Genomic DNA, 26,884 nt, shown 5'->3' on the forward strand with positions numbered 1-26,884 from the left:
GATGAGAACGTTTTACTCTGCGGCGGCAGCCCTGCGTGGGGACTAACTTACTGACTGCCGGCGCAACCTTGTACGTCGACAGGTCGGACACTTCTTTTGAGTACGGCTCATCGGACCCGTTCACTGAGGAGCTCTCTGGGCGGGAGCAGAGCAACGGTCTCCTTGAGTTTGCGGATACTTTGCAGGAAGTTGTCCTGTCGCGGCCGACGGGCATTTGTGCAAGCGCTGTTGAGCTGAGCGGAGGTATGGATTCGGCTTCGGTCGCGATTGCTGTTGGCAAATGCGTGAAAACCGTAAGGTGTGGCGGCATACTGTTGGGCGACGGGAGCAGCCCCAGGCAGTCTGATCGGCGAGCGCGCATTCTGAGCGCACTGAATTGCCGCGATCACCCTCTTGAAATGCATACCCACATGCCGGCGATTGGTCTGGATCTCGCGCCAGAACGACGCCTGCCACTCGCTTCAGAGTATTACCTCGAGGCGTTTGAGGCGCTCTGGGACCGGTTTCGCGCGGACGGCTGCCAAATCGTCTGGTCCGGCATAGGCGGCGACGAGCTTTGCGCTTGCTGCACCGCCGAAGAGGGTCCCGCCAGATCTCCGTCTTCGCGTCACCTGGAGATCGCCATTGAACTTGCAGAAGGCATGTTGACGAAGCGCGCGCTCGACGCGGCTCATTCATCTTTCCTTTTTAGCGCGCCGCTTAGCGCGACCGTATCCACATTTCTGCTCCCAAGCCTTTGTCATGCTCGTCCACTCGCAAAGCGCGGACTTTGGCCCGTTCGCCCGCTAGGCGATCGAAGATTGATTGATACTGCAGCGAAGCTTCCACTTGCACTTCGGGAGGGCAAGGAGATATTCCGCTCCTACCTGCGTAGTCGGCTGGGCCGTGATGTGTTTCCGCCCGGTCAAATAAAGGAGACTTTTGCGCTTGTATTACCAAAGGCGATTGCGGCTCATGCAGACACGATTTCATCGCAGCTTTCCTCTTGCGCCCTAGCCGACTTTGGCCTGGTTTCGCGAGAGTCCGTTATGGCGCTCTTGAATAGGGTGTTAACAACGCACGAGTTTTCTGCAACGAGCGCCTTGGTCCGCTTCCTGTGGGCGGAACGCTTCGTTCGCCAACTCTGTTGAGAGCTTCACCATCAACAACCGCCTGTTAGGACACCTCCGACATCAAAGAGAAGTTGAGAATCGGACGTTCCCGCCCATCGGCACGATGGAACGAGACGGTGTCGGCGTGCAGCGGCGGGGCTATCGGCAGAGAACGCGACACTGGACGCTATCGTTTGTCTCTGTGTTGCATGCCGCTTAGCCACTTTTTACGTCGCATAGATTGGTCTTCTGGAGACGGGTCGCCCGCGAAGGAAGGCGCCGTTCTGGCGCACACTCTGTCACGGATCTTGGCAAGCCATAAGTGATATGGATACGCTCTTCGGCTAGTACTTGCCGTTAGATCACCAGCAGACCTCCACTGGAGAACGCATTAGCCCTTATGACTACGGGCCGTTAACAGACCTGCGATGCCCGCGCGTCGCTGGGCCTTTCCATATCGAGAGTCAAGGTCTCAATTGAATCAACGATTGCTATCGTTTTGGATTCCCGTCCCGCGCTCGGATGATAGCGTGCACCTCCGCGGTGTGCTTTGCATGATCCTTGATGGCCACTCTGTGCTGGAACACCCGTTCCACGCGATCATGCTCCAGCGGCGGAACCGGAACGGCTTGCGATGCGGGTCGCAACTTTCTTTACGCAAGAGGGCGCGGCCGCTGTTCCCACGAGCGGCCGCGTAGCGAGGCGTCGATCCTCATTTTTTGCTTGGCTTGTATCTTGGTTAGTGCTGTACGCACGCCGGATCGGTCAAACAGAAAAACAGATCGCAGATACCATCCAACGGATCGTCCGCACATTGAGGATATGACGTGTCGGCTACCTGCACCTTGGCAGCGACGGGTTGAGCGGCGGCTTGAGCAACACAGGCCGGCACTGCCGCCGTTGCAAGCGCGATGGCGCTCGCAGTTACAAACAGCATTTTTTTCATTCCAAAGTCGCTCCCTTAGATCGGCCCCAAGCCGTCCTCATGGATATATGACGTTGCCACAAGTGGTAAAATTGATTTTTTTGATCAGGCCTATCTACGAGATGGATGAGTTCGGACATCTGCGCGGGCTCGGTTATGAGTCGTTCGGCTTTTCGCCGGCCTCGAAGCGGTCCGCATTGATCTGAGCAATCGGACAACGCAGTAACTGCATCGTCTCGGCCCGATGGCTTGCACTGCTTGGAGACTGGACATGTGCTGCCCAAGGGGTGAGTCACATTCCTGATGAGTGCACAAACGAACTCATTATGACGGATGCGACGACTGCGGCGATCAACGAAATTCCATTCGTTTGTTCGGCTACGCTACAGGCTACACCGCAGGGCTTGGGCCCGTTCAAGTACGGCGGCATACTGCCAATGAAGCGAGAGTGCATTCCTGACCAGAACTTGCCAACGAGGGCGATATGGTTGCTGGGCGCACTTCGTCGCGACAGCGACGGCGGCACCGGCTGCAACCATCAGGTGCGGGACTTCCTCAGAGCTCTCGATCGCGGCTGCCCCCACAAGATCCACACGGTGCTCACTGCCAACAGGAAGAATCACGGCCCAAATAAATTTCCACCGGGGCGATAGCTTGTGCAGACGTAGAAGAACCAAATGACCAATCTCGGATATGCCGCGTTATCAGGATCGGCATCTCACCCGCCAGTTCGACTCCTAAAGGCGGCCGGCGCGACCGCGATCTACCGCGAGAAGATCAGCGGTGCCCGCGCCGATCGGCCGCAACTCACCAAATTGAAGGTAGCGCCTCCAACCCGGTGACGTGGTGCTGGGACGAGGCTGGACCGGCTCGGCCGCAGCCCCGCCAGTTAAATGAGCTTGATCGAGCGCATCGGCAAGGTGGGTTCTGCATTCCGCTCGCGCGGCGATAGCGCTGGTCATTCGCACGTCACCTAGGGAGCGACGCGGTTGCGGCTGCCTTGCCGTCAGCGGAGAGCAATAGCGAAAGCATTGTCGACGCCGGCCTTGCGCAACGACGCAGCTTACCGCGATCACCTCGATCGGCGTCTCGCAGGTGATCCTGGTGAGCGGGCATTATCGATGGGGTTCGGATCCATACAGTTCTCCTTTCTGTTATGAGAACAAAGACCTCTTGAAGACTCTCGGCAGCGAGTGAGCTGGAGTTCATCACGGAATTCAGACATGTGCGGCTTCGTCATCGAGAGGCCAAGTTCGAATGCTAAAAAAGCTGGCTTTCGAGAAGCTGACGAAAGTCGAAGAGTGGAGATAAACCGCGGCCGCGCCCGCCACGTCTGATGCGATCATCTCCGAGCCAAGTCTGATTCCGCTTGACTTTCGCAGTCGGCGCGCGCGTCCGAGTGGCACATCGCGTTCCACTTGGTTGGGGCTTTTCGGAGGTCTAGCCGATGCGGGAAGACGCCGGGCACAGTCTTGCACCGCATATGTGCATCTGGATCTCAGCCCGCACCAGTCGTTCTGCCTTACACTTCGAGCCTACGCTCGACTCGGATTGCCAACCAGAATGAGCGGGATAGCCCGGCCAGCGCGACAAAGAACAAAGGAGGGCGCGGCCTACGGGAGAATCCGGCAAGCGAGAAACGAACTGTTCACCCGATTGAGGGTGTGGAACGAACAGGTCCCAGCACCTTCTGGGCGCCATGGAGGCCGATGCTGGGACCGTCGTGACCATATCCGAGTCGAGGAAACGGACAGGCCAGCTTATTGAGCATCGTCAATTCGATTCGTCAAATCGGCATAAGGTGCGTATTCTCGCGGGATGCCGATCACTCGGAAATCGCTCGAGATTTGCCGGCTTCAGCCAACCGAACCACCCGCGCAGCGCAGCGGTCCACCTATGCGACCCGAATGGGCAGGCTCGCATACCAGCACCAATGTTGGCGCGAATTCCTGATCGAGCTTAAGCAGGACGAGGTGTGTCTGCTTTAGTCCAGGAGCGAGCGACACCTCGCGCTCCGCCGTCTGCCTCCAGTGGTTGCAGTTCTCGCCCTACGGCCGACCTCGCGCAATCGACCGAATTTCCTCATCGCGGAAGACGTACTCGCCTCGGTGATCGAAAACCATCCGGACCGTCCGCTCGCCAGCCTGAGCGGGCGCGTCGGACGTCCTGGAGCGGATCAGCGGCCCGCCTGGACTCCGGAGTCGGAGGCAGTATTGATGGTGTCGGCGCAAGCGGCACTCTAATACGAGATATGCGACTACATCCCGTGTCGAGCGAGCTGCATCGTGCCGAACTCCGCCTCGAGACGGGGATACCATGCCTGGCCATCAACTGTACTCAACAGGGACTTGCAGAAGCCCGGTGTAAGCTTGCCACGGTGAATCACGACGTCTTCGTGGCCCTTTGCAGCTCGGGCGTTCCGCCAGAGGCGATTGTAGCCGCGTTGTTCATTGGATTTCACGTGGCAAGCGGCGAATTCGGCGTCGTCCAATGTCGCCAGCTGCCACGCATAGACCGGCCGCTTCGTATGGATGTGCACCCACATCGGACTTGGCATCGCACCATTGCCCAGTGCCTTCGGCTGCAGCTTGATCTCGAACAGCCTCCCTGGCTCGCCCTTCAACGCGCGCGGTGGCTCCAAGGGCGCCAACTCCTCCGCCGCCTGCAAGCGTTCAAGGTACTGCTGAGAGGGGAAGGCATAGGTCTTCATGCAATCCATCTTGATCATGTCCTTTGGCGCGTTTGCCTGCCCCCGCACCTCGGACAACATCGCCTGGAGGCGGACGATTTTGCCGTGCACTTCGGGCACTTGCACCGGCGTGAGTAGGCCGCGTCGACGAGGCTCCTGCAGCGCGGCCACACAGACTTCGATTTCGGCGGCCTGGCTCTGCAGCCGCTCGACGACGGTGTCCACGACGTGATCGGCATCTTCTGGTTTCATGTGGCGCGCTTGCGCGATGGCCCTTTGCTGACCGGCCAGATCGAATTGCAAGAGTTCGTCCAACCGCTGGAGCAGTCGTGTCAGTGCCTCTTTCGATGGCGGGGCCTGCCACATCGCCAGTTCCGTCGCCGACGATGACGCCCTCGCACGTGCTTCCTCTGCAGTCGCGAGTTTCTTGGTGCCCAGATCCGAAAGCACGATAACCTTGGCTGGTGGCGCCGTGCCGGCGTCGGGCTCGGAGGGCTGCAGCTCCGGCTGCCCGACGGCCGAACTCGCTGCACCCGCGGCCGGCCTGCGCTTGCCTTTCCCCTTTCTGCGCGCCGCAGTGCCTTCGGCCACGGCAGTGCTGCCGGTTGTGTTGACAGGCAACGCAGCTCCAGCCTCGGCCGGAGCTGCAATGATAGCGGGCACCTTCGGCTGCACTGCCAAGAGGCCCATGATTTCATGGGCTGTGACCCACGCGGCTTCCTCGATCTGATCCAATTGTTCCAGCGGAAGATTCCCACCTGCTCCGACATTCCTTAGCTCGGCAACCATGTCGTGCAAAGCCGACGCAAATTCCGATAGCCGCTCCATGACCCCTTCCAGAACGGCGCAGTTCTGTGCGTCGAGGGCCCGTCCCTTGCTGTTTAGAACGGCATCGCCCGTCGAGAGAAATGCCGGAACAACGTCCTTGATGAAGGTTCCGAGTAAACGCGCCCGACCGTCTTCACTCAAGAGGATTTGCCTGACGGCTGGCTCGAACGTGCTCGCCTGCGATTCAATCATGACCCGCGCAAGAGCGACCTGCGATTGCAGATGCATGTTCTTGGTAAACAGCGACCAGCCGGTGTGCAGTCGTAGTGCAGCCTGTTCGGCCTGCCGCATCTCGGCCGTTGTGCTTGGCAGGTTGGCCGTGGCCACGCAGACGGACTGCACCCGTTCCGAGCGCAATGCCTTCTTTCCCCACCACTCCACGCAAGCCAAATAGTGTTTCGCCACACTGGACGCCGCTCGGATCAGCTGGTCTGGTGGAGGGTTGGATTGGCGGATCCGCTCAAGCACCTCCGCCGCATTCTCCCTTCTCTGCTCCAGGGCGTAGGTTGTCGGGGTACCCAGCGCATTGCATTCGTCCGCCGCCTCGAGCGTCACGTCACGAAGTCGACGAGCCTGATCGTCAGACAGAACACTGCGCGCTACGTGTGAGGGCAGCTTCGCGTAATAGTCCAGAACCGCTGAGCCCGCCTTGACGACCTGGTCGATCAGTTCTTGCGCCTCTGACGAACTCTGGGCGTTCATGGCCGCATTGCGGCAAGTATCAAATTCCTCAATCAGGCTCCCCATTTCTCGCGTTGCTGTGTTGATCCCCTCACCTCCTGAGGAAACGGGGACTGCCGCACGCGAACCGGACGGCTGGCTCGCGAGCTCCGCCGTTTCATCTTCACGCGCGGGGCGCATGCGGTCCACGACGGCGTCAAAAAATTGGCTGCCTTCCGCAGAGATGGGACCGGTCTCCGAGCGCGAACTGCTCGATCCCGACGTGCTGTCGGCTCCTGCAGCCCCAATGTGCGGTTCGCCAGGTCGGCCTATGCCCGTCATGTTCCATCTCCGATGCAATCGATAAGGCGCAGCCTGTCTGGATAGACCGCCTGGCTGACGACTGGCTGACGAAGGACGTTTCTTCGGATGCAGAAGAGAATCTGAGTCGTCGAGTTCCGATTCCATGGAGGCCTGCGGCGATGGAGACGACGATGCAGCAAAGAACGCGGCGCCGCAGGATAGTGCCGTGCAAGGCCGCAGCCTGGCGTTGCGGCGCCGCGCGAGCCGTGGAAATGCAGCTACCAGCCGCGCGCAGTATGGGCCGTGACGGCGATCCTTAAGAACTCGGCCGATGCTGGCGACTTTGTCTATTGACCAGCCCTGGCAAGGGCGATTCGAATATTGAAGAGCCATCACAAGCATACCCGCATCGTGCAACGGACTGGAGAATAGTGGCGAACGAAAGTCCCGCCGGATCTCGATTCACCTTCGGCAGCCGCAAGCATCCTGTTTCCGGGCAGCTGGTCTTCGATCGAAAAGTTCACAGATCCAACAATGCGCAAATCCCGACAGGATGTGGATAATTGGTCGCCGCAATATCTTCTTGCGTTCGAATTGAGCAGAACCGAGTTGCGAAATAGGATCTCGCTGAAGACGCCGTCGATCTAAGCGTACTTAAATATACTCACAACAGTATCGCAGCGAGCGTGCCCAGCGCACCAAGCGCCAACCCGATCAGCGAGCCTGCCGTCGGGGCGTCTCGAAATAGCAGCAGGGTTAGAATGGGCTCCAGCACTAAAATTGCTCCCACCGACATCGCGATGATGATCCAGATATTCTCGAGATGCATGTAGCCCAGGGCATATCCGATGACGAGCAGGATGCCACCGAAGGATATCAGCAGACACATCGGCAGGAGCCCTGCCAGATCTCCGCCGGCCTTTCCAAACTGCTTTGAGGCAATCAACTCTGCGATGATCGAAATCGCCTCACCAAGGAAAATCGCCCCAACCGCCACAATCTTCAATGTTAAGCTCATCGCCTGACGTATCGAAAGCGCTAGGTCAACCGTCACTTGCCATATTGGAATCCATCTGTGCCGCCTTTGACAGCTGGGAGCGCAAAGAACTTGGGCCGGGCACCCCGTTCATCCCGCCTCCTCGCTAGCACTCAGCGCCTGCTGAATGGCGCCCAGTTCCCGAGATGGAAATTCTTCACGCCAATCAACCGCTTTCGCGGACTATGCAGCGACGAGCGAGGTTAGGGGGAAGACCAAACCGCGCAGCCGGCGGCTGCCAAGCCGGAGCATCACGACCTAAACTATAATCCGCACAGGGAGAGCGGAATAGCCGTGCACAAAGTTCGACGCAATTCGCTCGGGTTCGCCGACGACCTTGACCTCCAGTCGCGCCCTCAAGATTTCCTCCCAAAGGATTTTCAGCTGTAGCTCCGCAAGATGTCGACCAACGCAGCGATGGATGCCGAATCCGAACGACAGATGCTGCCGCACGTGCTTGCGGTCGATGACGAAGCGGTCGGCGTTCTCGATGACCTCATCGTCGCGGTTTCCAGAGATGTACCACATGACGACCTTGTCGCCCTTCCTGATTTGTTTCCCACCCAGGATGGTATCCGTCGTGGCGTTGCGCCGCATGTGTGCGATGGGCGTCTGATACCGGATGATCTCCGACACCGCGCTCGATACCAATTTGGGATTATCCCGTAGCTTTCGCAGCTCGGAGGGGTGCTGGTTCATGAACAGGAGGCCGCCGGTAATCGAATTGCGCGTGGTGTCATTCCCACCGACGATCAGCAGAATCAGATTGCCCAGAAACTCACTGGGCTCCATGTGCCGGGTTGCAGGCGAGTGCGCCATCATCGAAATAAGGTCAAGACGCGGTTTGGCATTGATGCGCTCGTTCCAAAGCCCCGCAAAATACGCCAAGCACTCGGACAAGATCGCACTTCGCTTGTCCCAGCTGTCGATGGGCCGGCCAGCTCTCGGCATTGCAACAGCTACGTCCGACCAATAGGTCAAGAGCCGCCGATCTTCAAATGGAAAGTCGAATAGCGTAGCAAGCATCTGCGTCGTCAACTCGATGGAGACCCTATCCACCCAATTGAAGTCATCGTTGCGCGGCAAGTCGTCCAGAATCGTCCTGACGCGACGACGGATCACGCTTTCGAGCTTCGTCAGGTTCTCCGGCGCGACTATCGGACTTACAGTATCACGCTGCTCGCGATGCTTAGGCGGACCCATCTTGATGAAACTCTGCGTCCAGTGCTTGGGAGGCACGTCGACAATAGTGACGCCCTGCTCCGACGAGAATGTTTTGTGATTAGTATCTACCTCTACGATATCGCGGTATTTCGTTACGGACCAATATGGACCATAGGGGCTATCTTTGCAGTAGTGAACGGGATCTTCCCTTCGCAGCCGCTCGAAGTAGCCCCATATGGTATCGTCTTGAAAGCGCTTGGCTCCGCTTAAATCCAGATTGCTCAGCGGAACTTTAGGCGCGTCGTCGGTTCTGTCGTCTGCCAAATGTATTTTCACGATCGCCTCCGCAGATTTTGCTCTCTTGAGAGCTTGGAGATCCACAGGTCGCGATCCATCGTTTCGAGCTGCCGTGCCGTGTTGTTGCGAGCGGGTCGTCGCCCAGCAGAGTACCCCAAAGCGCGGGCAGTCACCCCTACCAGTTTCGGCGGTAAGGATCGCATTGACTTTCTAACTCGATCTGCCCCACTGAATCGACGAGGACAATCCTCGCTACACAGGCGTCGCCCAATGCCAGCTAGATCGCCGCTCGAGCCACCAAATAGTGCAACGTGAGCCAGCTTCCCACTTCTTTAAGATGCCAGTTGCGACGTCTTCGGCCCGTCACGGCCGCTGCTTGGCCGCGGGACCGTGCGGTGACCACGACACACGCTGATCGTCGTCGATGAACTCGGTTAGTGCCGCTCGGCCGAGAAAGGCCGATTTATTCCTCAACATGGCAACAAGCCTACCTCATCCATCTTCCTGACCAGCAACCTGTCATCTAGCCGGGACAAGATGCTTTCGCGGACATCGCCGCCAAGCGCTTGCGATGCCCGATTGCTTGTTCATCGCATTGATGGCGCCCGAACAGTTCGCGAGCGCAATCGCCTGCGCGACAAATAGAAAGATGATCCAGAACCTGCGCCGCCATCGGGAGGCGTTAGGATGTCACGTTCGGCCGGATCCGGCGCCGCATCGCTAGACTAGGGCTGCGGAAGCATCTCCCTAGATCCTTCTAGCGAGGACACCGAGCCCAGCATCTGGCGTGCGCCGACTCGGAACGAAGATGTTAATGACAGCCAATGGTGCTACGCAGCGGCCAACGCATAGAAAGCCGGGTTGGCACGCCAAGTCTATCCCACTTTTGGTAGTGCATGGTCGGGCTCGACGCATTGTTAGCAATGAGACAGGAGTTTGGTCTAAGTCATTTCGCCAACGGGCAGATCTTGTATCTGCAATCCGTGAGGAGCAAAGCAAGCGGCTACTCCTCGAACGCTGCGCTCTTCTCCAGCAGTTTCGTGGCTCCGGCGCGTGAAAGGACCAGACAGAATGACGGCATATCCCATGGTGTTACAAAGCTTGCGCGCCGCCAGTCCTGGTTGCCGAGTATTGGAGATAACGACGACCGCAGGATGCATCGTCCGGTGTACTTATTGCCCCCAAGACAAGTTCGCCGATCGGCAAAGACCTGTGTCTCAAGCGAAATACCTAGGTCTTCAGGATTTCGAGCGGTGTCTTGCACGCGTGCCGACGGCGACCGACATCAGTTTTGCCGGCTACTCGGAGCCTTGGCTCCATCCGAAGTGCACCGGGATGGTTGAGCATGCTTACGCGCGTGGGCATGACATCCGAATTTTCACGACCCTCGTCGGAATGAACGGGAGTGACGTTCGGCGCTTGCAAATGCTGCAGTTCAGGGCTTTCGTCGTCCACGTTCCTGATGACGGCACTTATATGAACAGGCGACTTATTGGAAAGTCCTATCTCAACGTCATCCGCCGACTCGTTGAGGCGAACATTCCCTCGGTTCGATTCGTCGTCCTGGGCAAAGTCCATCCCGACCTCGCCGACATCATTCCCGCAAAAACGCTGGAGCGCTTGCGTCCGCTGAGTAGCAGGCGAGGACGTCTAGAGTCGAGTATCATCAAACCGCGACGGCCGGTCGTCGGACCTTTGACATGTATTGGCAAACAACACCATCGGAATGTCCTTCTCCCAAACGGCGACGTTACTCTGTGTGGAATGGATTTTGAGCGGCGTCATGTGCTGGGCAATCTTTTGTGCAACGAATACGAATATCTCTTGGCAGGGCCAATCTTTCATGAAATCGCCGATCGCATGAACGGAATGGATGGCTTTCTGCTCTGCAGGATGTGCGAGTTTGCCAGTCCGCGACCGTTGGGATGCGATATGGATGCCGACCAACAGTCGTGACGGCCGGTCCGCACGAGTGAGGCTGTCAAGACTTCTCCGAAGAACGACGCACGATCAAAGCCAATTCGCTCGCCGCGTGCCGGAAATGCCCAACCGGTGGTAAACCCGCCGGAATATCCGATCGACACGAGGCAGATCAGGGCCGCGCCTCAGTGAGGTGAACCAGTTGACAACCTGCTCTGTAGAGGGCCTCACGGCCGGCACAAAACCGTCGATATTCAACCGGCGCGGCTGGAAGTGGTAGATCCCCTTCCGCAAGGAAGCCGAGGACATAGGACGCCAACACGCGGCCGAGGGCGGTCCTCGGTGCAATCCCGCGCCCGCTGTAACCACCGAAGGAGACGAAGTTGCGGTCGAGCTTGTGAAAGCGCGGCAGATGGTCGGAAGTCATCCCGATCATGCCGAACCAGCCGGCGTCGAACTCGACGTCGCCGAGCTCCGGAAACAGCCTACGTAACGACCTAATCGCCCAGGCTCGGTGAACCAATGCGCCGATACCCTCCAGAGCGCCAACGCTGCCGAACACTAGACAGCCGGACTGATCGCAGCGAAACGAGGAAAGCACCTTGCGGGTGTCCTATGCTCCTTGGCGTTCGGGCAGGATTGAGGTGCTGAGACGATCCGGTGAGGGCCGCGTTGCCAAGTTGAAGTAGGGTAGACGGATTGGCTCTCGATGAACCTGCAGCCAAGGTCTCTTGCCGTAGGCGTCGGTGGCGACGGTTACCCATTCGGCACATACAGATCCCAAGCCCCCGCGGCTGACCGCGCAATGCAGGGTCCCCGCGCGCTCAACTTCGCAGTCGATCCCATGTCTCTCGATCAGTTCAAAGACTTCTTACGGTCCCCCACTCAGTAATTCGATGAGCCGCTCTTCAAACGGAGGGCCGAGCGTGTCTGAGAGCCTGTCGGGCATAACCCACATGCCCGCATTGACGAGCCCGACGTTGCGCCCGAACCGCCGAACCCAATTTCGGATGCCTCCAGCAGGATGACGCGCACGCCGCCCTCAGCCGAGGTGGATAGTCGCAGAGAGTCCAGTATATCCACCACGATCACAACGACATCGGCTTGCAAATCACCCACGAGATGCCCGGTATACGGCTGCGCTGGCGCCGTCAGCTCCCACAAGCCGCGCGACTTGCGATTGCCCTGCATCCGACGAAGTCGCTCTGCAACGCATCAATCTCGGCCGGCAGTCCTCGTTATCGAACTTGTGATCCGAACACGACTGGTCTTGACCAGCTGCGCTTGGCGGGATCCAGGGGTGGAAGAGGCGCGCTTCTGCCTGCTTGGAATGACCTAACCGCTCGATGTTTAACTTTGTGGTGAGAACCGCTTGCGGATTGATATCGAGAGCCACCAGGTGTTCTGCCCCAGCGCGAAGTGCCGCCAGCCCCAGGACGCCTGATCCGCATCCCAGATCCAATACTGTTGCTCCAGATTCGATGTGCCACTTCGATATCAAGGCGTCGGGAGCGTGACTTAGGCGTGGCGACAGAACGCCGGGGAGAATGTGCAAAAGCATACCGCACACTTCCACGTCGTGAGGGTGTTCGCATGACCGCAGTTCCGCGATCATCGCGTCTACATCGGTCATTTGGCGCCGCGCCGATACGGCTTGGGAGGCAGTCATTCAACTCTCCAGTTTGCTAGCTGGCGCGTCGCCTCATCGTTCTGTCATCCAATCGATGGAACGCCCTATTGAGCAAGTGCGGCAGCTGCTGCACGCTCGGTGCCACTGTACAGCCCTACCGGTTTAAGAAGTTTCGGGCAGGTTTGTCTCGACGTGTCTGAATGCTCCGTGCGCCTTCGCCGACTATCGTTGCCTCACAATAAGCAACGGCCGTGCCATCAGAATTAAAAGCGCTCGGCTTCTGATTTTCCTCGGAGAGGGGCCATCGACAGCTCTGGGGCGTTCGGCCGCCCCGGCGAGCCTGTCGGTGGCGGTGTCGGACTCCGAACAATGACTAAGTTGGTGTACGAATGGCTTCGTATCCTGGCGAGTTTCAGGGCAGTCGAATTTCGACCGGCATTTAAAACTCACGTTTCAATGAAAGCGCGTCAGGAATGGACAAGACTCCGCTCAATTCACGATTTTGATGCCGCCCAGATGACTATCTAGCTGATCTAAAGGAGCGCTCGCGCTGCGCTGGTCTTATATCATCGAAACTCGCCGAATGGCATACCCGTCGTGGCGGTCATTAGCGCGGATCGCCTCAATCGAGAGCTGACGACCACGATCGTCAATGGAACGGCATACTCCTCTTGCAGCTCAAATTTTCCGCCCCTCTTTGTTACGAACTTTCTCTGGGCCCCCGCCGCATGCTCCAGCGCCTCCGCGCAGTCATGTGCCGGACCTCGTGCATTTTACCTGACGGAAGGCCACGTCAGGTTTTGGAAAGCTGACATTGGTAGCGAAGGAACCAGAGAGCTATGCTGGCAGACGAGAATCATGGACCGATTGAATACTATCAACCAAGCTGATCATGATTCGGCTGCATCCAACACGGTCGCGGAACAACCGCAACAGCCGCAAGCGGAGCTTGAGCAGCACCTGCTAGACGCGCCAAGGGCCGGCCCGATATATCCCCACAGAGAGCTTCATGATGTTTCTGAGGAGGACGATCGCCTCATCCAGGCAGCGTCAGGTGCTGCTCTCGAGCGAGGGCCACCACCGAGTGCTCTAACCATAAGTATTTATGATCGTCGGCTTCGCAAATTGGCTGAGCAACTGAAGCGGTCGGGCAAATCAATGGCTAGCCTGGATGACGATAAGTTACTCAATTACGCCAGCAAGCTGCTGCTAAACGACAAGATCATCGCTCCAGCATTGTCAATGGTCAGTCGGTATCGCGAACCCGACGCAGACGCTCTCCCTCTCACAACACATTATCGCCCTTCCAGGGAAGATGAGCGTCTCATCAGGGAAGGTGCCGAGGCACGTTTTGGTCGACATATCGCCGAGGGAACGGCCGGGAGCTATGCGAGCGCGTTGCGGAAGTTGGCGGTAGCACTCCGTCCCTCGTCCATTGCCAAGCTCAGTGATGACAAACTGCTCGGCCACGCGGACCGATTGTTTCGAAATGACAAGACGCTCATCGCCGCCTTGAACGCTCTCCGCGACTATCGCGCGATCATCGGGCGGGGTAATTTGGCCGCAGAAGGAGGCAGCTCGCGCCAAGTCATTCAACCGCCCGCTTCTTCGCGCACACGGCCGGTCGATGAACAGCGCTTGGGGAATGCTGCGGATCGCGACGCCTCACTACCGGCTGATGGTCTCAATACTCTGCAGGTTTGGCACGGGCCGAGTTTAGCGGCTCATTCTCCGATCCGAAGTGTGGCCCAGGATGTGCTTTTCGATGCCGCAGAGCAGAGCGGCGAGCTTCCAGCTCCTGGCTTCGATGCACCAGTGCTTTGGCAGCGAATGCGTTCAGCGACTTCATCGCCCACGCAAAATTTCACTCAGGAAGAGCTTTTCGATGCCGCGGATCGCGATGGTGTGCCGGCAGCGGCGACCTTCGATGCACCCGCGCCGTGGCCAACGATGAGTTCTACCGCCCACTCGCCGTTACAAAGCGCCACTCAGAAAGAACTTTTCGATGCCGTGACCTCGCAGTCCAGCTCGCGCCCGCAGAGTTCCGCCTCTAAAGACTGTTTTGGACGGATGATAAGCCGAGGCGCTGCGGCTCAGAGCACAATCGAGCAGACGTCCCCTCCAGCCAGCGACAGCTTTGATGCTTCGTTGGTCGTTCCCGAGGACTTCTCCCACGGCACCCAGCCTGCGCCGGATATGATGCGCTCCAAGCTGGGCCGATGGGGTCTGTTGCCCGAGGCAGCACAGCGGATAAAAACCTACGACATTCGCGGTGAACGCTATGCGGGCGTCTTGGGACCGGGAGGGCCCAATGATGTTCAGCTCATCCATCTGCGGTCCCCCGCTGTCGGCGACACCTTCGATGTGTCGTTTGCCGTTCCCAAGGATTTTTCGCATCGCACCCAGCTGGCTCCCGACATGATGCTGTCCACGTTGGGCAAGTGGGACTTCTTGCCTGTTGCGGAACATCCGGTCATGAACTACGAGATTGGCGGCGAACGCTACACGGCCATATTGGGACCGGGAGGACCCAACGACGTTCAACTCATTCACCACCCTCGGTCCGCTTTGCTGGGGTGAAGCTACGCCTGCAGTGGGAACGGCTTCCCCGGGCATCTACGTCGCTCTTGCGCATGGGTTTGATGCACCGGCACCTTTCGAATGGCGCGAGCACGCTCCTTCGGCGCTGGCGCCAAACCGTCCCCCGCCGCCTACCGCACCGGCATCAGGCCATCAGCCGTCCCCGCAAAGCGCCTGAACTCGGGGAGTTGTTCGGCGACGACCGGAGCCACGGCCCCAAGAGGCTTCACCCATCGTGATCGACATGCTGCGAAACCTTGGTCTCCTGCCGAGCGAGGATGTCCAATGACCCGTTTTTTGATCCACGGTCAGCCCTACACGGCCGAAAGCCGACCCGAAGCGCGTTCTTCTCTTCCATCGGCCGCTATTTGACTGAACGAGGGGCTCGTCGGCACGTTAGACAGCTGCCTAAGGGGCCCCGAAGCCACGAAGATCCTTTGCCTTCAGCGATCTTAGAACTGCGTTCCAACACTATCAGCTAAACCCGACCATGCCGGTCAAAGCATGACTTCAAGGATCCATCATGTTGTCGCCGCATTCGGCAGCGCCGGCACTTTCAGCCGACCTGATCCGAGAACCATCGGGATACAAGATGCGAACGCGCCAAAAGACAATGGCTTGGCCGAGGATCAAGTGCGAATCATCGCGGGCCGGTGGATTAATCGGATTGGAAGGAGTGTCTCACAAGGGTCGCGGACGAGGATAGGAACGTACTTTGGCGACCTGGTTTTTGGTTTAATGAGGCCCTTTGGCTCCTGATCACCGAGTAGCCGGAACTGCCGATATTGCGACTACAAAGATCCGATGAGGATCGTCAGCCATCATACGGCGCTTTCGAGCGAACTGCCGCAACTTCGTGCAACTCGGGACACCCGGACGAAAGACGGCCAGAAACAATCTGGCCGTCTTGACGATCTAGCTTATCGTGCCAAGTTCGGTGAAGCATCCACGCGTTAAGGAACCGGCTTCGAAATGAGATTCCTGCGCAGTGCTCTTCGTTTACCAGATGAACTTCGCACCATCAGGCAGGTCGCAGACGAATTCGCCCTGGTTCACGAGCTCGGTGGTCCCGACGACAAGCTTCGAGGCCCGCACCGTGAGCTTGCCTTCGCGGCTGAGGCTATGGCGGATGTACTCGGTGACGGCATGTCCGGTGCTGTCCACCGTTTGGTGCGCATTGGCGAAGCTGATGCCGTTCTGGGGCGTTACCCTAAAGGCATTGATGACCAGACCGGCCTGCGTCGCCGAAGCAGGCTTGCTAGCCTCCGCGTTGGCACAGCGGCTCATGTCCAGGATGAGCTTCACATTCTTTCCGGTCTGCAGGGCATTGAGCACCTCGGTGTATTTCGGCGAAGGCTCGTCGGCTCTCGCCATCGTGCTCATGCTTACGGCCGAAAGCAAGGACAACAGGATCGTCAGCCCTTTGCCAGTGAACTTCATATGCTCATCTCCCTCGAGAAGTACCAAAGATCGCACGTTGCAAGACGTCGTCCTCGCAAGCCGTTTGGCGGATTCCAGACATCAAGCGCCGCGCCTGCGACAAAAACAACCTGTCGCGACCAGGCACAAGTGGCTGTGACGGCTATTCCGACGTCACAACCTCGTAGGTCAGGTTTGCTGAAGTGGCCTGACCTCGTGCGACATCGCTGGAACGATTCGATCGAGGGCCGGCCGCTTAAGACCACAAACGACAAACCGGTTGCGCTAATCCAACGGAGACCGATATGGCCGAGGGAATGCGGCCCCAAATGTGCCTAAGCGGACGACTTCCGAAAGAGCACCTCGACCAGCCGCATCTGCAGCTTCTCCGCGTTGAGACCTGGCAAGGACTCTGTACCAGCCGACAATAGGCCGGCAATGGGTGGTTGGGCGACAAAGCTCAGTCAAGGCAGCCGTAATCGCCCTTGTCGAAACAGGAACGCCAGATGGCACAAAGCAGTGTTGGCTTGTAATTTATCGCTTTGCGTGGCTTCCGTTTGGCTGACCGCACACCTCACTGAACTGAATTCATCCGGCACCCCTCAAACGGATACCTCCAGGTCAGTCAGCTTCTCGAAAGCTGCACCCGCAAAACTCCATGCCAACGGCCGGCTCTTGAGGGGAGATGGAAGAAGAATGATCGTTGATCCACGGAATCACTCCCTTTGACGCTCACGGCGTCCTGAAGCAGCGGCACCGGGTGGACCGGCAGCCAGACCAGCTGAGCGCATACCCCAACGCGCTGGCGCACAGGTCCGAGAATAAGCAAGCTTTGAGTAGCCTTGGTTTCGGTCTACCCCGCGTCCGATTCAGTCCCCCTTGCGGCAAATCCCGGGACGGCCAGGTCTGCGCCGAACGAGGTCGCCACGCAAGCCGGTCGCTATGCAGCCACATCATTTGTGGGCGCCCACGCCAATCTCGCCGCAACGCCGACAGGTGGTGCCATGCTTGATGCGCTCAGAAACGAGATCGACCCCGCCGACCAGCAATCAGCACGTTGGTCGCCAGCGGCCGCCGCTTTCGATGAGAGAGTCGATCGAGTCCGCCTCTTCGACAATCCAGCGGGGTCATCATATGTCACTCTGACGCGCTTTCAGAGCCAGGACAGCGTTTCCAAGCCACGCACGGAAGCAAAGACGAGCGCAATATCCACGTTCGTAACACGGCAGGCATCATTCTTCGGTTGGAGATCCTCTGGAATGATATCCTATGGGCCCTGCGCGCCTGGCTGAATGGCATATGAGCGGCAAGCCGACAGCTTCTCTTTTCGTGTCGTTAGGAGGATCCACTAAAGTTGGTCGTTTTGCGAGACCACTTGGCGGGAGCAATCGCCAACATGCGAGCACGTTGCACTCCTACACCGTACCGAGGTCCTCGGTTCGGTGCCAGACGACGTTCTGAGCAGTTTTGGGCTCGAGATGAGTGTCGAGGATCAGGACAACATCGATGCAGCGAATCTGATGTGCTCGCTGGCCAGAGCGGCAATCAGAAAGACCGAACGCCTGTTTCTCTCGACGACTACCGGACCGCACGCGACGCAAATCCGTACGACGCGTGGTGCCTGACCTGCCCTTCCAAACTGATTTTTGATGTCACTCATTCATGCGGCTTTCGGCTATTGCCTGACATCGGCCCAGTCCTTGCGTTCGTGCCCGAGACCGAACCCGTGTCGTGAGCCGGAGAACGCCTTCGACGTGATGCGGGACGCGCGTTTGATCAGAAGACCATCAATAGTACCGCATGACCGAGCGCAGTAAACGCCGCGTCAAACACGGCAAGCGGCGCAGCAGCCCTACGCCTATCCGCCTTCTGAATGCGTTCCATCAAAACAATTGATTTTGCCGATCCTGCATGAAGCCCCCATAGTCGGTTGCGGTCTTTGGAGGCAACATTCAGAAATGTGGTGTGACAATCTATTCTCTGTCCAATCCCTTGCCGGTCAATTCCACTTCGGCAATCGCGCGTCTGCATCCAGGACGTTAAGCTCACGCGTCAGATCAACGCTTCTTGCGGCCAGCCACAGTCTGCCTGCCAATCGCCACGTGTGAGGCGATCCGGCACTCGCACGCTTACGCGCGATACGGCTTCCGCCTTAACGCGCAGCAAGGATGACTGCCTCATGCCATCGTTGCAGGTCAGGCTGCGCGTCATGGAATTTGGAGAGACGAAATGCCAACGACGTTGGAAAGTAAGACCGACCGCGATCCTCAACGCTATGACCGTGTCCAGACTGCCTCGCTGTCGCTTCAAGACGCGCGCAAGTCTGAGGGTACGTTGTAACCAATTGTTAAAGACACTTGAATCTCACCTAACGTCAGATTGTAGGATTTCCGACAACATCGCGACACACAACCGCGCTCGCGCGAACACTTCCCGACAGGTAGCAAGAATTGCGGACGTCTCTCAAACTCAACGCCACCCCGCTTCGCTCCGTCACACGGATCGATCACCCCTGTCGACGGCGTGTTCTCAACACCGCTTACGTGCAGCACGAAGGACTCAGTGCGACCCCTGTCACAGCCGGATCAGGAACTAGCATTTGGCCCGAAAGCGGGCTCTGTTTACCTCGCACTGTCCGTGCACCACGGAACCCAAAACTTGAGCTCAAATCATTCCGCCGCCGCTCATCCAAGATGAGATACAGCTGGCGCAATGACCTCGATCAGAGGCGTCGTAGCCCCGACGAGCGGCGCCCCTATCTGCCCCTCATTCACGACTGTCGATGGGGCGCAGCATCGGACGCGGCAAAACATCGGGATCGTTGGCGCCCTGCATGTCCATCATCGGCCAGGGAGCAGTTTTCTCAGTAGTCGGGAGGCACATCGATCTGTTCGTCGTACATCGCTGCGCCGGAGGCACCGTCCAGATGCGTGGCCTGAAAGTGTCATTCGCGCCGAAAACCTTGCCTCATCGTGACTTGGCGACGCCATAGGCTCGACAGCATAGCACGATCGACCGCGGCGCTGGGGCAAGGAGGGGAGTGGTGGGGAGTTCCAATAATGTCGGTTTCGCCAGGCTGTTCAGTCACAAATCCATCGGCTCGCTCCTGGGCATTGGCTTCGATTACGCGCTCTAGCGCAATCATGATCGAAGACGGCTACTCAGTGCGTGCAGACATCACTGCGGTCGATGCCAAGATCCGCCGATCTGCTGCAACGGCTTGCGGCCTCGTGAGTGATTTCGCGATTCTTCTCGGCACAAGGGGCCTGCTCGGCATCACCGGCGACGCACGCAGTCGCCGTCAGGGCATTACATTTTCCAATCTCACGATAGGGACGTCACCGGGATTGATCGCCAGCCACCACGCTCCGCTTCATCGCTGTCGCAGCTTTACGCTCACGTCAAAGCGGGCGTCTGTCAGTTTCGTCGAACCTCTTGATCAACCGTGACGCGCTTAAGTTCTTGGCGTGGATGGACGAGAGGCGACGACATGCGAATTCTCCTGGTTGATCATCATGCGGACTTTGCCCGTGCTGTGAAGGAAGCGCTCCTCTATTGCGGGTTCGCCGTTGACGTGACACGCACGCTGGATGAGGCGGCAGCCGCGCTGGATTGCGCCAACTACCACATTCTTCTGCTCGAATTGGTTCTGCCCGATGGAGACGGCTTGGATTGGCTGAAGCAGCTGCGGCGCCAGGGACGCTCAATGCCGGCCATGATGATGAGCAGCCTCAACGATCTCGGCCGGCGGATTGCGATCTTCAATGCGGGCGCGGACGATTTCCTCCCCAAGCCCGTATCGACGGACGAACTCATCGCACGCATGCGGGCCATTCTGCGGCGGTCGACGCAAATGACGGCGCCGCTGGTGACATTCGGCAATCTGCATTTCGACCCCATTGCAAGGCAAGTCGCGGTCGGTGGTCAAATACTGAAGATTGCCCGCCGCGAAGTGTGCATTCTTGAACATCTGCTCAACCGTGCCGGCCGCACCGTGCCGCGCGCATCGCTGGAGGACAGCCTTTATGCGTTCGACGATGAGGTCTCGACTAATGCGTTGGAAGTCGGAATCTATCGCTTGCGCACGCATTTGAGCCAGTCGGGTGCGACGCTCAGGATCAAGACCGCGCGCGGCGTCGGTTACACCCTTGAACTCATTGAGGCAGCCTCGGCTGCCTGACTAAATCGAACTTGAAAGCAACAATCCCTTGAAGGTCATTTACAATGCTGCCGGCACTGATGGGCCATCGATGGTCGCCAGCGCGTCGCGTTCTGCCGTTTTATCTCGCCTCTGCTACGTCCTGTGCGGGCTTGCTCTGCTGTTTTCGTCCGCGGCGGCAGCTGAGATCAAGCGGGACGGCAAAGGAGAACCGCCACACGCGGCGCCCGGCGGCGCCTCCGGCACGCTGAACTTGACTACTTCACAGGGCAAGACAGTTCATCTGACCGCTGCGGCGGCGAGCATCTTTGTTGCCGATCCGACGATTGCGGATTATCAGGCGCCGTCGAACACAACTATCTTCGTGTTTGGCAAGAAATCCGGTCGGACAAGCCTGTTTGCCCTGAACGAAAACGGCGAGGCTCTCGCCGAGTTGCGCGTGGTCGTTACACAGCCGATCGAGGACCTGCGAGCAACACTTCGAGCCGAGGTCGGCGACTATCCGATCCAGGTCAGCTATACGCCACGCGGCGCTATCCTAAGTGGCACGGCGCCCAATGCTGAGGTCGTCGAGACCGCCAAGAAGGTTACCGAGCAGTTTCTTGGGGCGGGAGCGCTGGTCGTCAACAAGATCCAGGTCGCCGGCTCGTTGCAGGTGAATCTCAGCGTACGAGTCGCAGAAGTCTCCCGCAGCGCCGTCAAGGATCTCAATATCCATTTCACCGCATCCAGCCCGAACGGTGCCTTTTTGATCAGCGGCAAAGATGGCGGGTCCGGCGCTGCCGGCGGTGGCGGCACGATCGGCATCGGGTTTAGCGCCGGCAATACCAACCTCAGTGCTGTTCTCGACGCACTCGCCAGCGAAAACCTCGCCTCAATCCTGGCTGAACCTAATCTGACCGCGATGTCCGGCGAGTCCGCGAGCTTCCTTGCCGGCGGCGAATTCCCCATTCCTGTGATGCAGGATAATCGCCAGGTTTCGGTTCAATTCCGCCAGTTCGGCGTGAGCCTCGAATTCGTTCCGACGGTTCTCAACAATAATCAGATCAATGTCCGCGTGAAGCCGGAAGTCAGCGAACTGTCGAGCGAGGGCCAAGTCAAGATCAATGGCATGGAAGTCCCTGCCCTCTCGACGCGGCGGGCCAGCACCGTGGTCGAGCTCGCCAGCGGTCAGAGCTTTGCAATCGGCGGACTGATTAGGCGCAACTTCAACAACGACATCGGCGAATTTCCTTGGCTCGGCGACGTGCCGATCCTCGGCGCGCTGTTTCGCTCCTCATCGTTTCAAAAGCGAGAAACCGAACTTGTCATTATTGTCACACCTTACATCGTGCGGCCCGGATCGAACCCGAGCCGGATGAGTGCGCCGAGCGATCGCATCGCACCGCCGTCGGACGCGGGCCGCATTTTGACGAATACACTGGCGCGGCCGCCAAGAGACCACGATGCGCCCCGCACCAGTGCACCAGGATTGACGGGCAACGCCGGCTTTATCATCGAATGAGGATCGTCAAATGACTTTGCGACATCTGTGCCATTTGATCATTATGGCGACAATATTGGGTGGATGCGCAAACAGTGCTTCGGTCCGATCCGAGCCAGCTGAGCAGGCAATCCAGGTGGAAAAGAAGAGCACCGTCTTGTTCTTGCAGAGCCTTCGTGGCTCTGAAAGGCATCGGCTGCGGAGTTTCATTGCGCGTGCCAGTGGCGGTCGGCGAGATGCACTCCATATTGACGTCACCGGCTCACCCCGGCTGATTGCACAAGTGGCCCACGAGGCCCGTGCCATGGGCATCGCCCCCTATAACATCCGCCTGGCCGCCTCCCCGATCGATCTGCCCGCCCGCTTCGGGGTCCGGATCGAGGCGATCACTTTTGAGGCCCATCCTCCGGTCTGTCCGTCGCTTTCCATCGTCGGGCCTGCAGTAAACGACAATTCATTCGATCCGACGCTTGGCTGCTCGACCAGAAACAATCTGGCGGTCATGGTCAACGATCCGCTCGACTTGCTGGACAATCGATCTGTCATGACAAGTAGTGGCGATCGCGCCGCCATTCCTGTTGCCAGTTACGGCACCTTCGCGCCGCCGAACAAGAGCAAAGAGGAAGATGGAGCGAGCAACAGGGCAACACCGGAAGCCCCCGCGGCGACGACGAGGGACGTACAGCCCCTTCGGTGAGGGGCCGGCGCCACCGTCAAGTTGATACACGGTCTTCCGTTCCGATTGAATTGGAACGCGTCCATCGATTTTCGCTCTGGCGCGTTTCTTCACGCGAACCGGGACCCGCTTCGCCCGGAAGCACTCTTAGACCAGGCCGCCAGCGTAAAGTGCTTTTGCGACCGCCTCGAAATATTGCGAAGGAACTGGGTTGCCGAGCTTTGCCGTGCCGAGCAGCTGTCGCGGCAGGACGTTGTCATCCACAATCTTGAGGCCCAGCGCGCGCGCCTCGCCAAGCAGTTTGGAAGCAGTTTCGCCCTCGCCACGGCAGACCAGGATCGGCACGCCGGTTTCGCCGCGAACATAGCGCAGCCCAACCAAGGTTTTGGAACCCCTTAGGATCAGGTTGGCGCGATGAACGCCAAGCGGAGCCTCGTTCGCGGACTCCTGGCGCAGTCGCCGGTGTTCGCGTTTCACTTGCGGATTGCCTTGCTGTTCCTTGTTCTCGCGCTTGGCCTCGGTTTCGGTCATGCGCATCTCCTGCAGGAACAGCCAGCGCTGGATCAGAAGATCAGTCAATCCGCCGACGAGAAACGCCCCGCCGGCAATCCCGGCCAGCAACTTGACCTCGGTGAAGACCAGTCCGAGACAACCCATGCCGCAGACAGGCAAGTACACCAACGCTTTCCAGCTAGCGGTCACGGTGAAGAAAAAGCACGTCCCGAGAAGCACTACCTTGACCAGAGTCTTGCCAAGCTCGATGGCCGATCGTTTCGATGCGATCCGCGTCAAGCCCTTGATGGGGTCCAGTTTCTCAAGTTTCGGTTTGAGTGGCTCCAAAGCAAACATGAAACCGCCGTTGGCCAGAACATTAGCCAGAAGGGCAGCTGCTACGGCGGCCGCGAGTAAAGGCGCGACCGCTGCGATCGAAAGTTCCAGTAAGCCGCTGAGCGCCTGCGGAACGGCGCTCGTGAAAGGCTGCTCCTGCAGTTTGTCGATCAGCCGAACCGTTTCATGCCACTTGTCTTCGATCGCTCCCGCTCTCCACCACAGACAGGCAAAACCGGCACAGGCGCTGACCCCGCTCACCAAATCCGAACTGCGCGCGCTCTGCCCCTTCTTGCGTGCATCGCGCAGCTTCTTGGGTGTCGGAGGAAGCTTTTTCTCCTCACTCGTGCCGCTCATTTCAAGAGCTTCTTGAAATGCGCGAGCACGTTGTTCGACGTCAGGATTTCAGCTCCCGTATATTCGAGGAGATAGACGGTGTAGCTGACCATGATGACGCCGAAGGCGGCATTCTTGATCGTAGGCGAAAGATCGTTCAGCTTGAGCTGCGATGCAAAGCGGCCGAGCATCATGATCGACACGTCGATCAGCAGCAGCAGGGCCAGCACGGGCCCGGCGACCAATAGCGTCGTCAGCATGATATGATCGAGAAGGGTGAGGCATTCCATTGCCCCTTGTGCCGTGACCGCAGGCAGGAACTGATACACGGGCCAGATCAGATAGCTGCCGTAAAGGCTGCTCACCATGGTCTGAAGGCCGCCGACCAGTACGAAGATCGTGACCGCAGTGACACCGAGAAAAAGCCCGGTTCCCGACGCCTGGCTGTGCGTTGCAGGATCTTCCGCCGCGACCTGGCTTGAGATTCCTCTCTGGGTATCGATGATGTCGCCGACTGCCTGGATGCTCCATAGGGGAATGCTGAGCAGGATGCCGAGCAGAAGGCCGACGAAGACCTCCTTCAAACCGAGCACGGTGACGCTGATCAGGCGCGTGTTCGGGTCGAGCGCCTCCAGGCCCAGCTTGATCTGCGCGAGGCACGGTAGTCCGATCGCAATCGTCAGACTGCCCCGAATCAGGCCGCTGATACGCGGCCGCGTAAAGACGGGAAGCACAAGCATGATGCCTAAGGCGCGGGCCGCGCTTAGGCCGGTTGCCGCGGCAAGTTCGATGCCGCCCTGGACGAGAGCGTGCGCATCGGTGGGTGACAGACCAGCCATCCAAGTCCCGCTAGTATCGTGCGGTGAGTGCAGGAAACTCGCTGAAAATGCGCTCGGCCTGTTCGATGAGCGGAGCACTGAGCACAGGAGAGAAGCCGGCGAGTACGGCGACGACGACCAGAAGCTTCACGGTCAGGGGTAAGGTTTGATCCTGGAGCTGGGTTGCCGCCTGGATGAGGCCAATGATCAATCCCGAAATCAGAGCTGCGAGGAGCGGCGGCAGAACCCAGATCATGAAAAGCACGAGCGATTGGCTCAGGTGCATGAGGATGCTGGCTTCGTTCATTGTCAACCTCCGGGCGTCGTGTAGCTTAGGACCAGCCCGTGCATGAGACGCGACCAGCCGTCGATGGTGACGAATAGAAAGAGCTTGAATGGAACAGATATTACTGTCGGCGATACCATCGACATCCCCATGGCCATCAAAATCGTCGTGACGATCAGGTCGATGGTGATAAAGGGAAGATAGAGAAGAAAGCCGATTTCGAAGCCGCGCTTGAGCTCCGAGATCAGGAACGACGGCACGAGAATCACAAAATCATCAGCCGTGGCACTGCCGCGCATCTCCTCCGACCAGACATGTTCGGTCGACGACAGGAAAAACCGGCGCTGCTCTTCATTGGTGAACTTCTTCAGATGGGCGCGCAGCGGCTCCTGTCCCTCCTTGGCGGCCGTCACCCAGTCATCGAACGTTTGGTAGCGGAGTTGCGGATCCGTCAGGCGGTTGTAGGTCTGCTCAAACACCGGCGCGCTGATGAAGACCGTCAGAATCAGTGCCGCCCCATACAGGACAATGTTGGGCGGTATCGATTGGGTTCCGAGCGCGTTGCGCACCAGGAAAAGCACAACAGAGACCTTTATGAAAGCGGTCGTTGTAACGACCGCGAAGGCGAGCAGGCCAAGGCCGACCGTGATAGCAAGAAGCGCCAGGATGCTGGGTTGAATCTCAGTCATTGACCGCCAACCTGCCGCGTAACCTGACGGCAAGTTCCTCGCCGATCCGCACGATATCGCCGCGGCCGATACGCTGCCCGTTGGCAAGAATATCGACGGGGCCGTCAAGCGACCGGCCGAGTTCGAACACATGGCCTTCGTTGATGCTCCGCAAGGTTCCAATCGACATCGGCCAGCGGCCACATTCGAATACGAGCGTGATCTCGAGACTGTCGATATCGGCCTCGGAGGGGAGCTGTTCTGCTTGGAGTTGTGTCGTCATGTATCCACTTTTCAGGGGGTGCGATTGCGGGCGGAACGGCCCCCGCAGGACCAGCCTTTTGCCGGCGATCTCGGCAGGAGCCCACAATGTGCTCGCAGTGAGGATGACCTGGCCTTGAGCAAGCGGAATGGCGTCCGGCAGCAGCGCATCGCCTTGCTGTGCCTGACGAACAAGGCCGATCGTGATGCGGAGCGAGCCAACCTGGCCTGCGACAATCACAGGCAGTTCGGAACGAAGCTTGGGCGTCTGTCGCGGCAATCGGCCAAGCAGTTCGCCCAACACGCTGAACGCTGGTGGAACCAGAGCGTCGAGAGACGAGAATAAAAGCAGGCGAGCCTTACTTGCGAGCTGACCATAGGCGACCTCGAATTCCAGGTATGGACCTGATTCCGCCGCTTCATCGGTGCGGAGAAGCTGCAAATTCCGCTGCATCAGTCGCTCCAGTGGAGCGAGCAACGGCTCAAGCGCCAGTTCGAGGACCAGCGAACGCGTCGGCTCGGAAGGTAAGCTCAGGCCGTTCTGTACGGTCGCAACCAGCGCTTCAGCTAGCGGGACGGGCAAGGACAGGACGAGCATTTCGCCGCCGGCGTCAAAGACGCAATCAAGCATCGATGTCTCAGTCGGCTCGACTTGCCAGACAAGCCGATTTATACGCAGCGATAACGGCTTGTCGCCGAGACGGCTTTGCAGAGGTCCGCGGAAAACCGCGATCTCATTGAGCCAGGAGACCACAGCATGCGAGAGGATCAGCTGCGCCCTGAATGGCACCGATCTGTCGGGCCTCTGGGCCACAAGGGACGCCTGC

18 protein-coding genes and 1 pseudogene are annotated in these 26,884 nt (G+C 58.7%); 7 read left to right on the forward strand and 12 right to left on the reverse strand.

All coding sequences use genetic code 11. The annotated features are described in order from the left end of the window. Positions 1–35 precede the first annotated feature (35 nt). Positions 36–1,130: an asparagine synthase-related protein gene (locus tag XH92_RS37355; protein WP_246787962.1), complete on the forward strand. Its 1,095-nt coding sequence runs from the start codon at positions 36–38 to the stop codon at positions 1,128–1,130. 700 nt (positions 1,131–1,830) lie between these two features. Here the strand turns inward: XH92_RS37355 and XH92_RS37360 are convergent. The 4 genes from XH92_RS37360 to XH92_RS37375 form a co-directional block, all read right to left on the reverse strand. Then, positions 1,831–2,037, reverse strand: a complete 207-nt coding sequence (locus XH92_RS37360) for a hypothetical protein (RefSeq protein ID WP_137479464.1) — start codon at positions 2,035–2,037, stop codon at positions 1,831–1,833. A gap of 2,236 nt (positions 2,038–4,273) precedes the next feature. Further along, on the reverse strand, positions 4,274–6,535 hold the full coding sequence (locus tag XH92_RS37365) for a hypothetical protein (protein WP_194456523.1): 2,262 nt from the start codon (positions 6,533–6,535) through the stop codon (positions 4,274–4,276). A 625-nt stretch (positions 6,536–7,160) separates the two neighbouring features. Next, positions 7,161–7,493, reverse strand: a complete 333-nt coding sequence (locus XH92_RS37370; protein ID WP_246788622.1) for a hypothetical protein — start codon at positions 7,491–7,493, stop codon at positions 7,161–7,163. A gap of 297 nt (positions 7,494–7,790) precedes the next feature. Further along, on the reverse strand, positions 7,791–9,032 hold the full coding sequence (locus XH92_RS37375; protein ID WP_246787963.1) for a cytochrome P450: 1,242 nt from the start codon (positions 9,030–9,032) through the stop codon (positions 7,791–7,793). 1,032 nt (positions 9,033–10,064) lie between these two features. Here XH92_RS37375 and XH92_RS37380 point away from each other — a divergent pair. Continuing rightward, positions 10,065–10,949 carry a radical SAM/SPASM domain-containing protein gene (locus tag XH92_RS37380; RefSeq protein ID WP_246787964.1) on the forward strand — a complete coding sequence of 295 codons (885 nt, stop codon included), beginning with the start codon at positions 10,065–10,067 and terminating at the stop codon, positions 10,947–10,949. Positions 10,950–11,085: 136 nt separating this feature from the next. Here the strand turns inward: XH92_RS37380 and XH92_RS37385 are convergent. Then, positions 11,086–12,104: pseudogene (locus XH92_RS37385) on the reverse strand (NAD(P)/FAD-dependent oxidoreductase). Further along, positions 12,025–12,582 carry a 50S ribosomal protein L11 methyltransferase gene (locus XH92_RS43450; protein ID WP_371817876.1) on the reverse strand — a complete coding sequence of 186 codons (558 nt, stop codon included), beginning with the start codon at positions 12,580–12,582 and terminating at the stop codon, positions 12,025–12,027. Before XH92_RS43450 ends, XH92_RS37385 begins: the two are co-directional and overlap by 80 nt. Before the next feature lie 1,086 nt (positions 12,583–13,668). On the opposite strand from XH92_RS43450, the gene XH92_RS37395 reads away from it, so the two are divergent. After that, positions 13,669–15,123, forward strand: a complete 1,455-nt coding sequence (locus XH92_RS37395) for a hypothetical protein (RefSeq protein ID WP_246787965.1) — start codon at positions 13,669–13,671, stop codon at positions 15,121–15,123. A gap of 999 nt (positions 15,124–16,122) precedes the next feature. On the opposite strand, the gene XH92_RS37400 is transcribed toward XH92_RS37395, so the two are convergent. Further along, positions 16,123–16,563, reverse strand: coding sequence for a VirK family protein (locus tag XH92_RS37400; protein WP_194456525.1), 441 nt, complete (start codon positions 16,561–16,563; stop codon positions 16,123–16,125). 3,122 nt (positions 16,564–19,685) lie between these two features. On the opposite strand from XH92_RS37400, the gene XH92_RS37405 reads away from it, so the two are divergent. Genes XH92_RS37405 through XH92_RS37420 form a run of 4 tightly spaced genes read left to right on the forward strand, consistent with a single transcriptional unit; the run spans position 19,686 to position 22,881 of the window. Beyond that, positions 19,686–19,991: a hypothetical protein gene (locus tag XH92_RS37405; protein WP_194456526.1), complete on the forward strand. Its 306-nt coding sequence runs from the start codon at positions 19,686–19,688 to the stop codon at positions 19,989–19,991. A 41-nt stretch (positions 19,992–20,032) separates the two neighbouring features. After that, a complete protein-coding gene (locus tag XH92_RS37410; RefSeq protein WP_194456527.1) occupies positions 20,033–20,722 on the forward strand; it encodes a response regulator transcription factor in 690 nt (229 codons plus the stop codon). Between the two features lie 28 nt (positions 20,723–20,750). Then, positions 20,751–22,205 carry a type II and III secretion system protein family protein gene (locus XH92_RS37415; protein WP_194456528.1) on the forward strand — a complete coding sequence of 485 codons (1,455 nt, stop codon included), beginning with the start codon at positions 20,751–20,753 and terminating at the stop codon, positions 22,203–22,205. A 10-nt stretch (positions 22,206–22,215) separates the two neighbouring features. Continuing rightward, entirely contained in the window at positions 22,216–22,881 is a 666-nt protein-coding gene (locus XH92_RS37420) for a CpaD family pilus assembly lipoprotein (RefSeq protein ID WP_194456529.1), read from the forward strand. 126 nt (positions 22,882–23,007) lie between these two features. Here XH92_RS37420 and XH92_RS37425 read toward each other — a convergent pair whose 3' ends face one another. From XH92_RS37425 to sctQ, 5 genes are read right to left on the reverse strand one after another with little or no spacing between them, the layout of a single operon-like run. After that, entirely contained in the window at positions 23,008–24,045 is a 1,038-nt protein-coding gene (locus XH92_RS37425; protein WP_194456530.1) for an EscU/YscU/HrcU family type III secretion system export apparatus switch protein, read from the reverse strand. Then, positions 24,042–24,863, reverse strand: coding sequence for a type III secretion system export apparatus subunit SctT (gene sctT, locus XH92_RS37430; protein WP_194456531.1), 822 nt, complete (start codon positions 24,861–24,863; stop codon positions 24,042–24,044). Before sctT ends, XH92_RS37425 begins: the two co-directional genes overlap by 4 nt. Before the next feature lie 10 nt (positions 24,864–24,873). Then, positions 24,874–25,149, reverse strand: a complete 276-nt coding sequence (locus XH92_RS37435; RefSeq protein WP_016844749.1) for an EscS/YscS/HrcS family type III secretion system export apparatus protein — start codon at positions 25,147–25,149, stop codon at positions 24,874–24,876. Between the two features lie 2 nt (positions 25,150–25,151). Beyond that, a complete protein-coding gene (sctR, locus tag XH92_RS37440; RefSeq protein ID WP_028343882.1) occupies positions 25,152–25,817 on the reverse strand; it encodes a type III secretion system export apparatus subunit SctR in 666 nt (221 codons plus the stop codon). Continuing rightward, positions 25,810–26,811 carry a type III secretion system cytoplasmic ring protein SctQ gene (sctQ, locus tag XH92_RS37445; protein ID WP_194461616.1) on the reverse strand — a complete coding sequence of 334 codons (1,002 nt, stop codon included), beginning with the start codon at positions 26,809–26,811 and terminating at the stop codon, positions 25,810–25,812. The genes sctR and sctQ overlap by 8 nt, the downstream gene beginning before the upstream one ends. Positions 26,812–26,884: the final 73 nt, after the last annotated feature.

It is taken from the genome of Bradyrhizobium sp. CCBAU 53421 (assembly GCF_015291625.1).
Lineage (GTDB): Bacteria > Pseudomonadota > Alphaproteobacteria > Rhizobiales > Xanthobacteraceae > Bradyrhizobium.

What these genes read in the sequence shown, in the direction of transcription:
- XH92_RS37425 (WP_194456530.1), bottom strand. Translation starts at nt 24,045, where the DNA reads ATGAGCGGCACGAGTGAGGAGAAAAAGCTTCCTCCGACACCCAAGAAG.
- sctT (WP_194456531.1), bottom strand. Translation starts at nt 24,863, where the DNA reads ATGGCTGGTCTGTCACCCACCGATGCGCACGCTCTCGTCCAGGGCGGC.
- XH92_RS37435 (WP_016844749.1), bottom strand. Translation starts at nt 25,149, where the DNA reads ATGAACGAAGCCAGCATCCTCATGCACCTGAGCCAATCGCTCGTGCTT.
- XH92_RS37365 (WP_194456523.1), bottom strand. Translation starts at nt 6,535, where the DNA reads ATGACGGGCATAGGCCGACCTGGCGAACCGCACATTGGGGCTGCAGGA.
- sctR (WP_028343882.1), bottom strand. Translation starts at nt 25,817, where the DNA reads ATGACTGAGATTCAACCCAGCATCCTGGCGCTTCTTGCTATCACGGTC.
- XH92_RS37420 (WP_194456529.1), top strand. Translation starts at nt 22,216, where the DNA reads ATGACTTTGCGACATCTGTGCCATTTGATCATTATGGCGACAATATTG.
- XH92_RS37410 (WP_194456527.1), top strand. Translation starts at nt 20,033, where the DNA reads ATGCGAATTCTCCTGGTTGATCATCATGCGGACTTTGCCCGTGCTGTG.
- XH92_RS37360 (WP_137479464.1), bottom strand. Translation starts at nt 2,037, where the DNA reads ATGAAAAAAATGCTGTTTGTAACTGCGAGCGCCATCGCGCTTGCAACG.
- XH92_RS37405 (WP_194456526.1), top strand. Translation starts at nt 19,686, where the DNA reads ATGATCGAAGACGGCTACTCAGTGCGTGCAGACATCACTGCGGTCGAT.
- XH92_RS37400 (WP_194456525.1), bottom strand. Translation starts at nt 16,563, where the DNA reads ATGAAGTTCACTGGCAAAGGGCTGACGATCCTGTTGTCCTTGCTTTCG.
- XH92_RS37380 (WP_246787964.1), top strand. Translation starts at nt 10,065, where the DNA reads ATGACGGCATATCCCATGGTGTTACAAAGCTTGCGCGCCGCCAGTCCT.
- XH92_RS43450 (WP_371817876.1), bottom strand. Translation starts at nt 12,582, where the DNA reads ATGACTGCCTCCCAAGCCGTATCGGCGCGGCGCCAAATGACCGATGTA.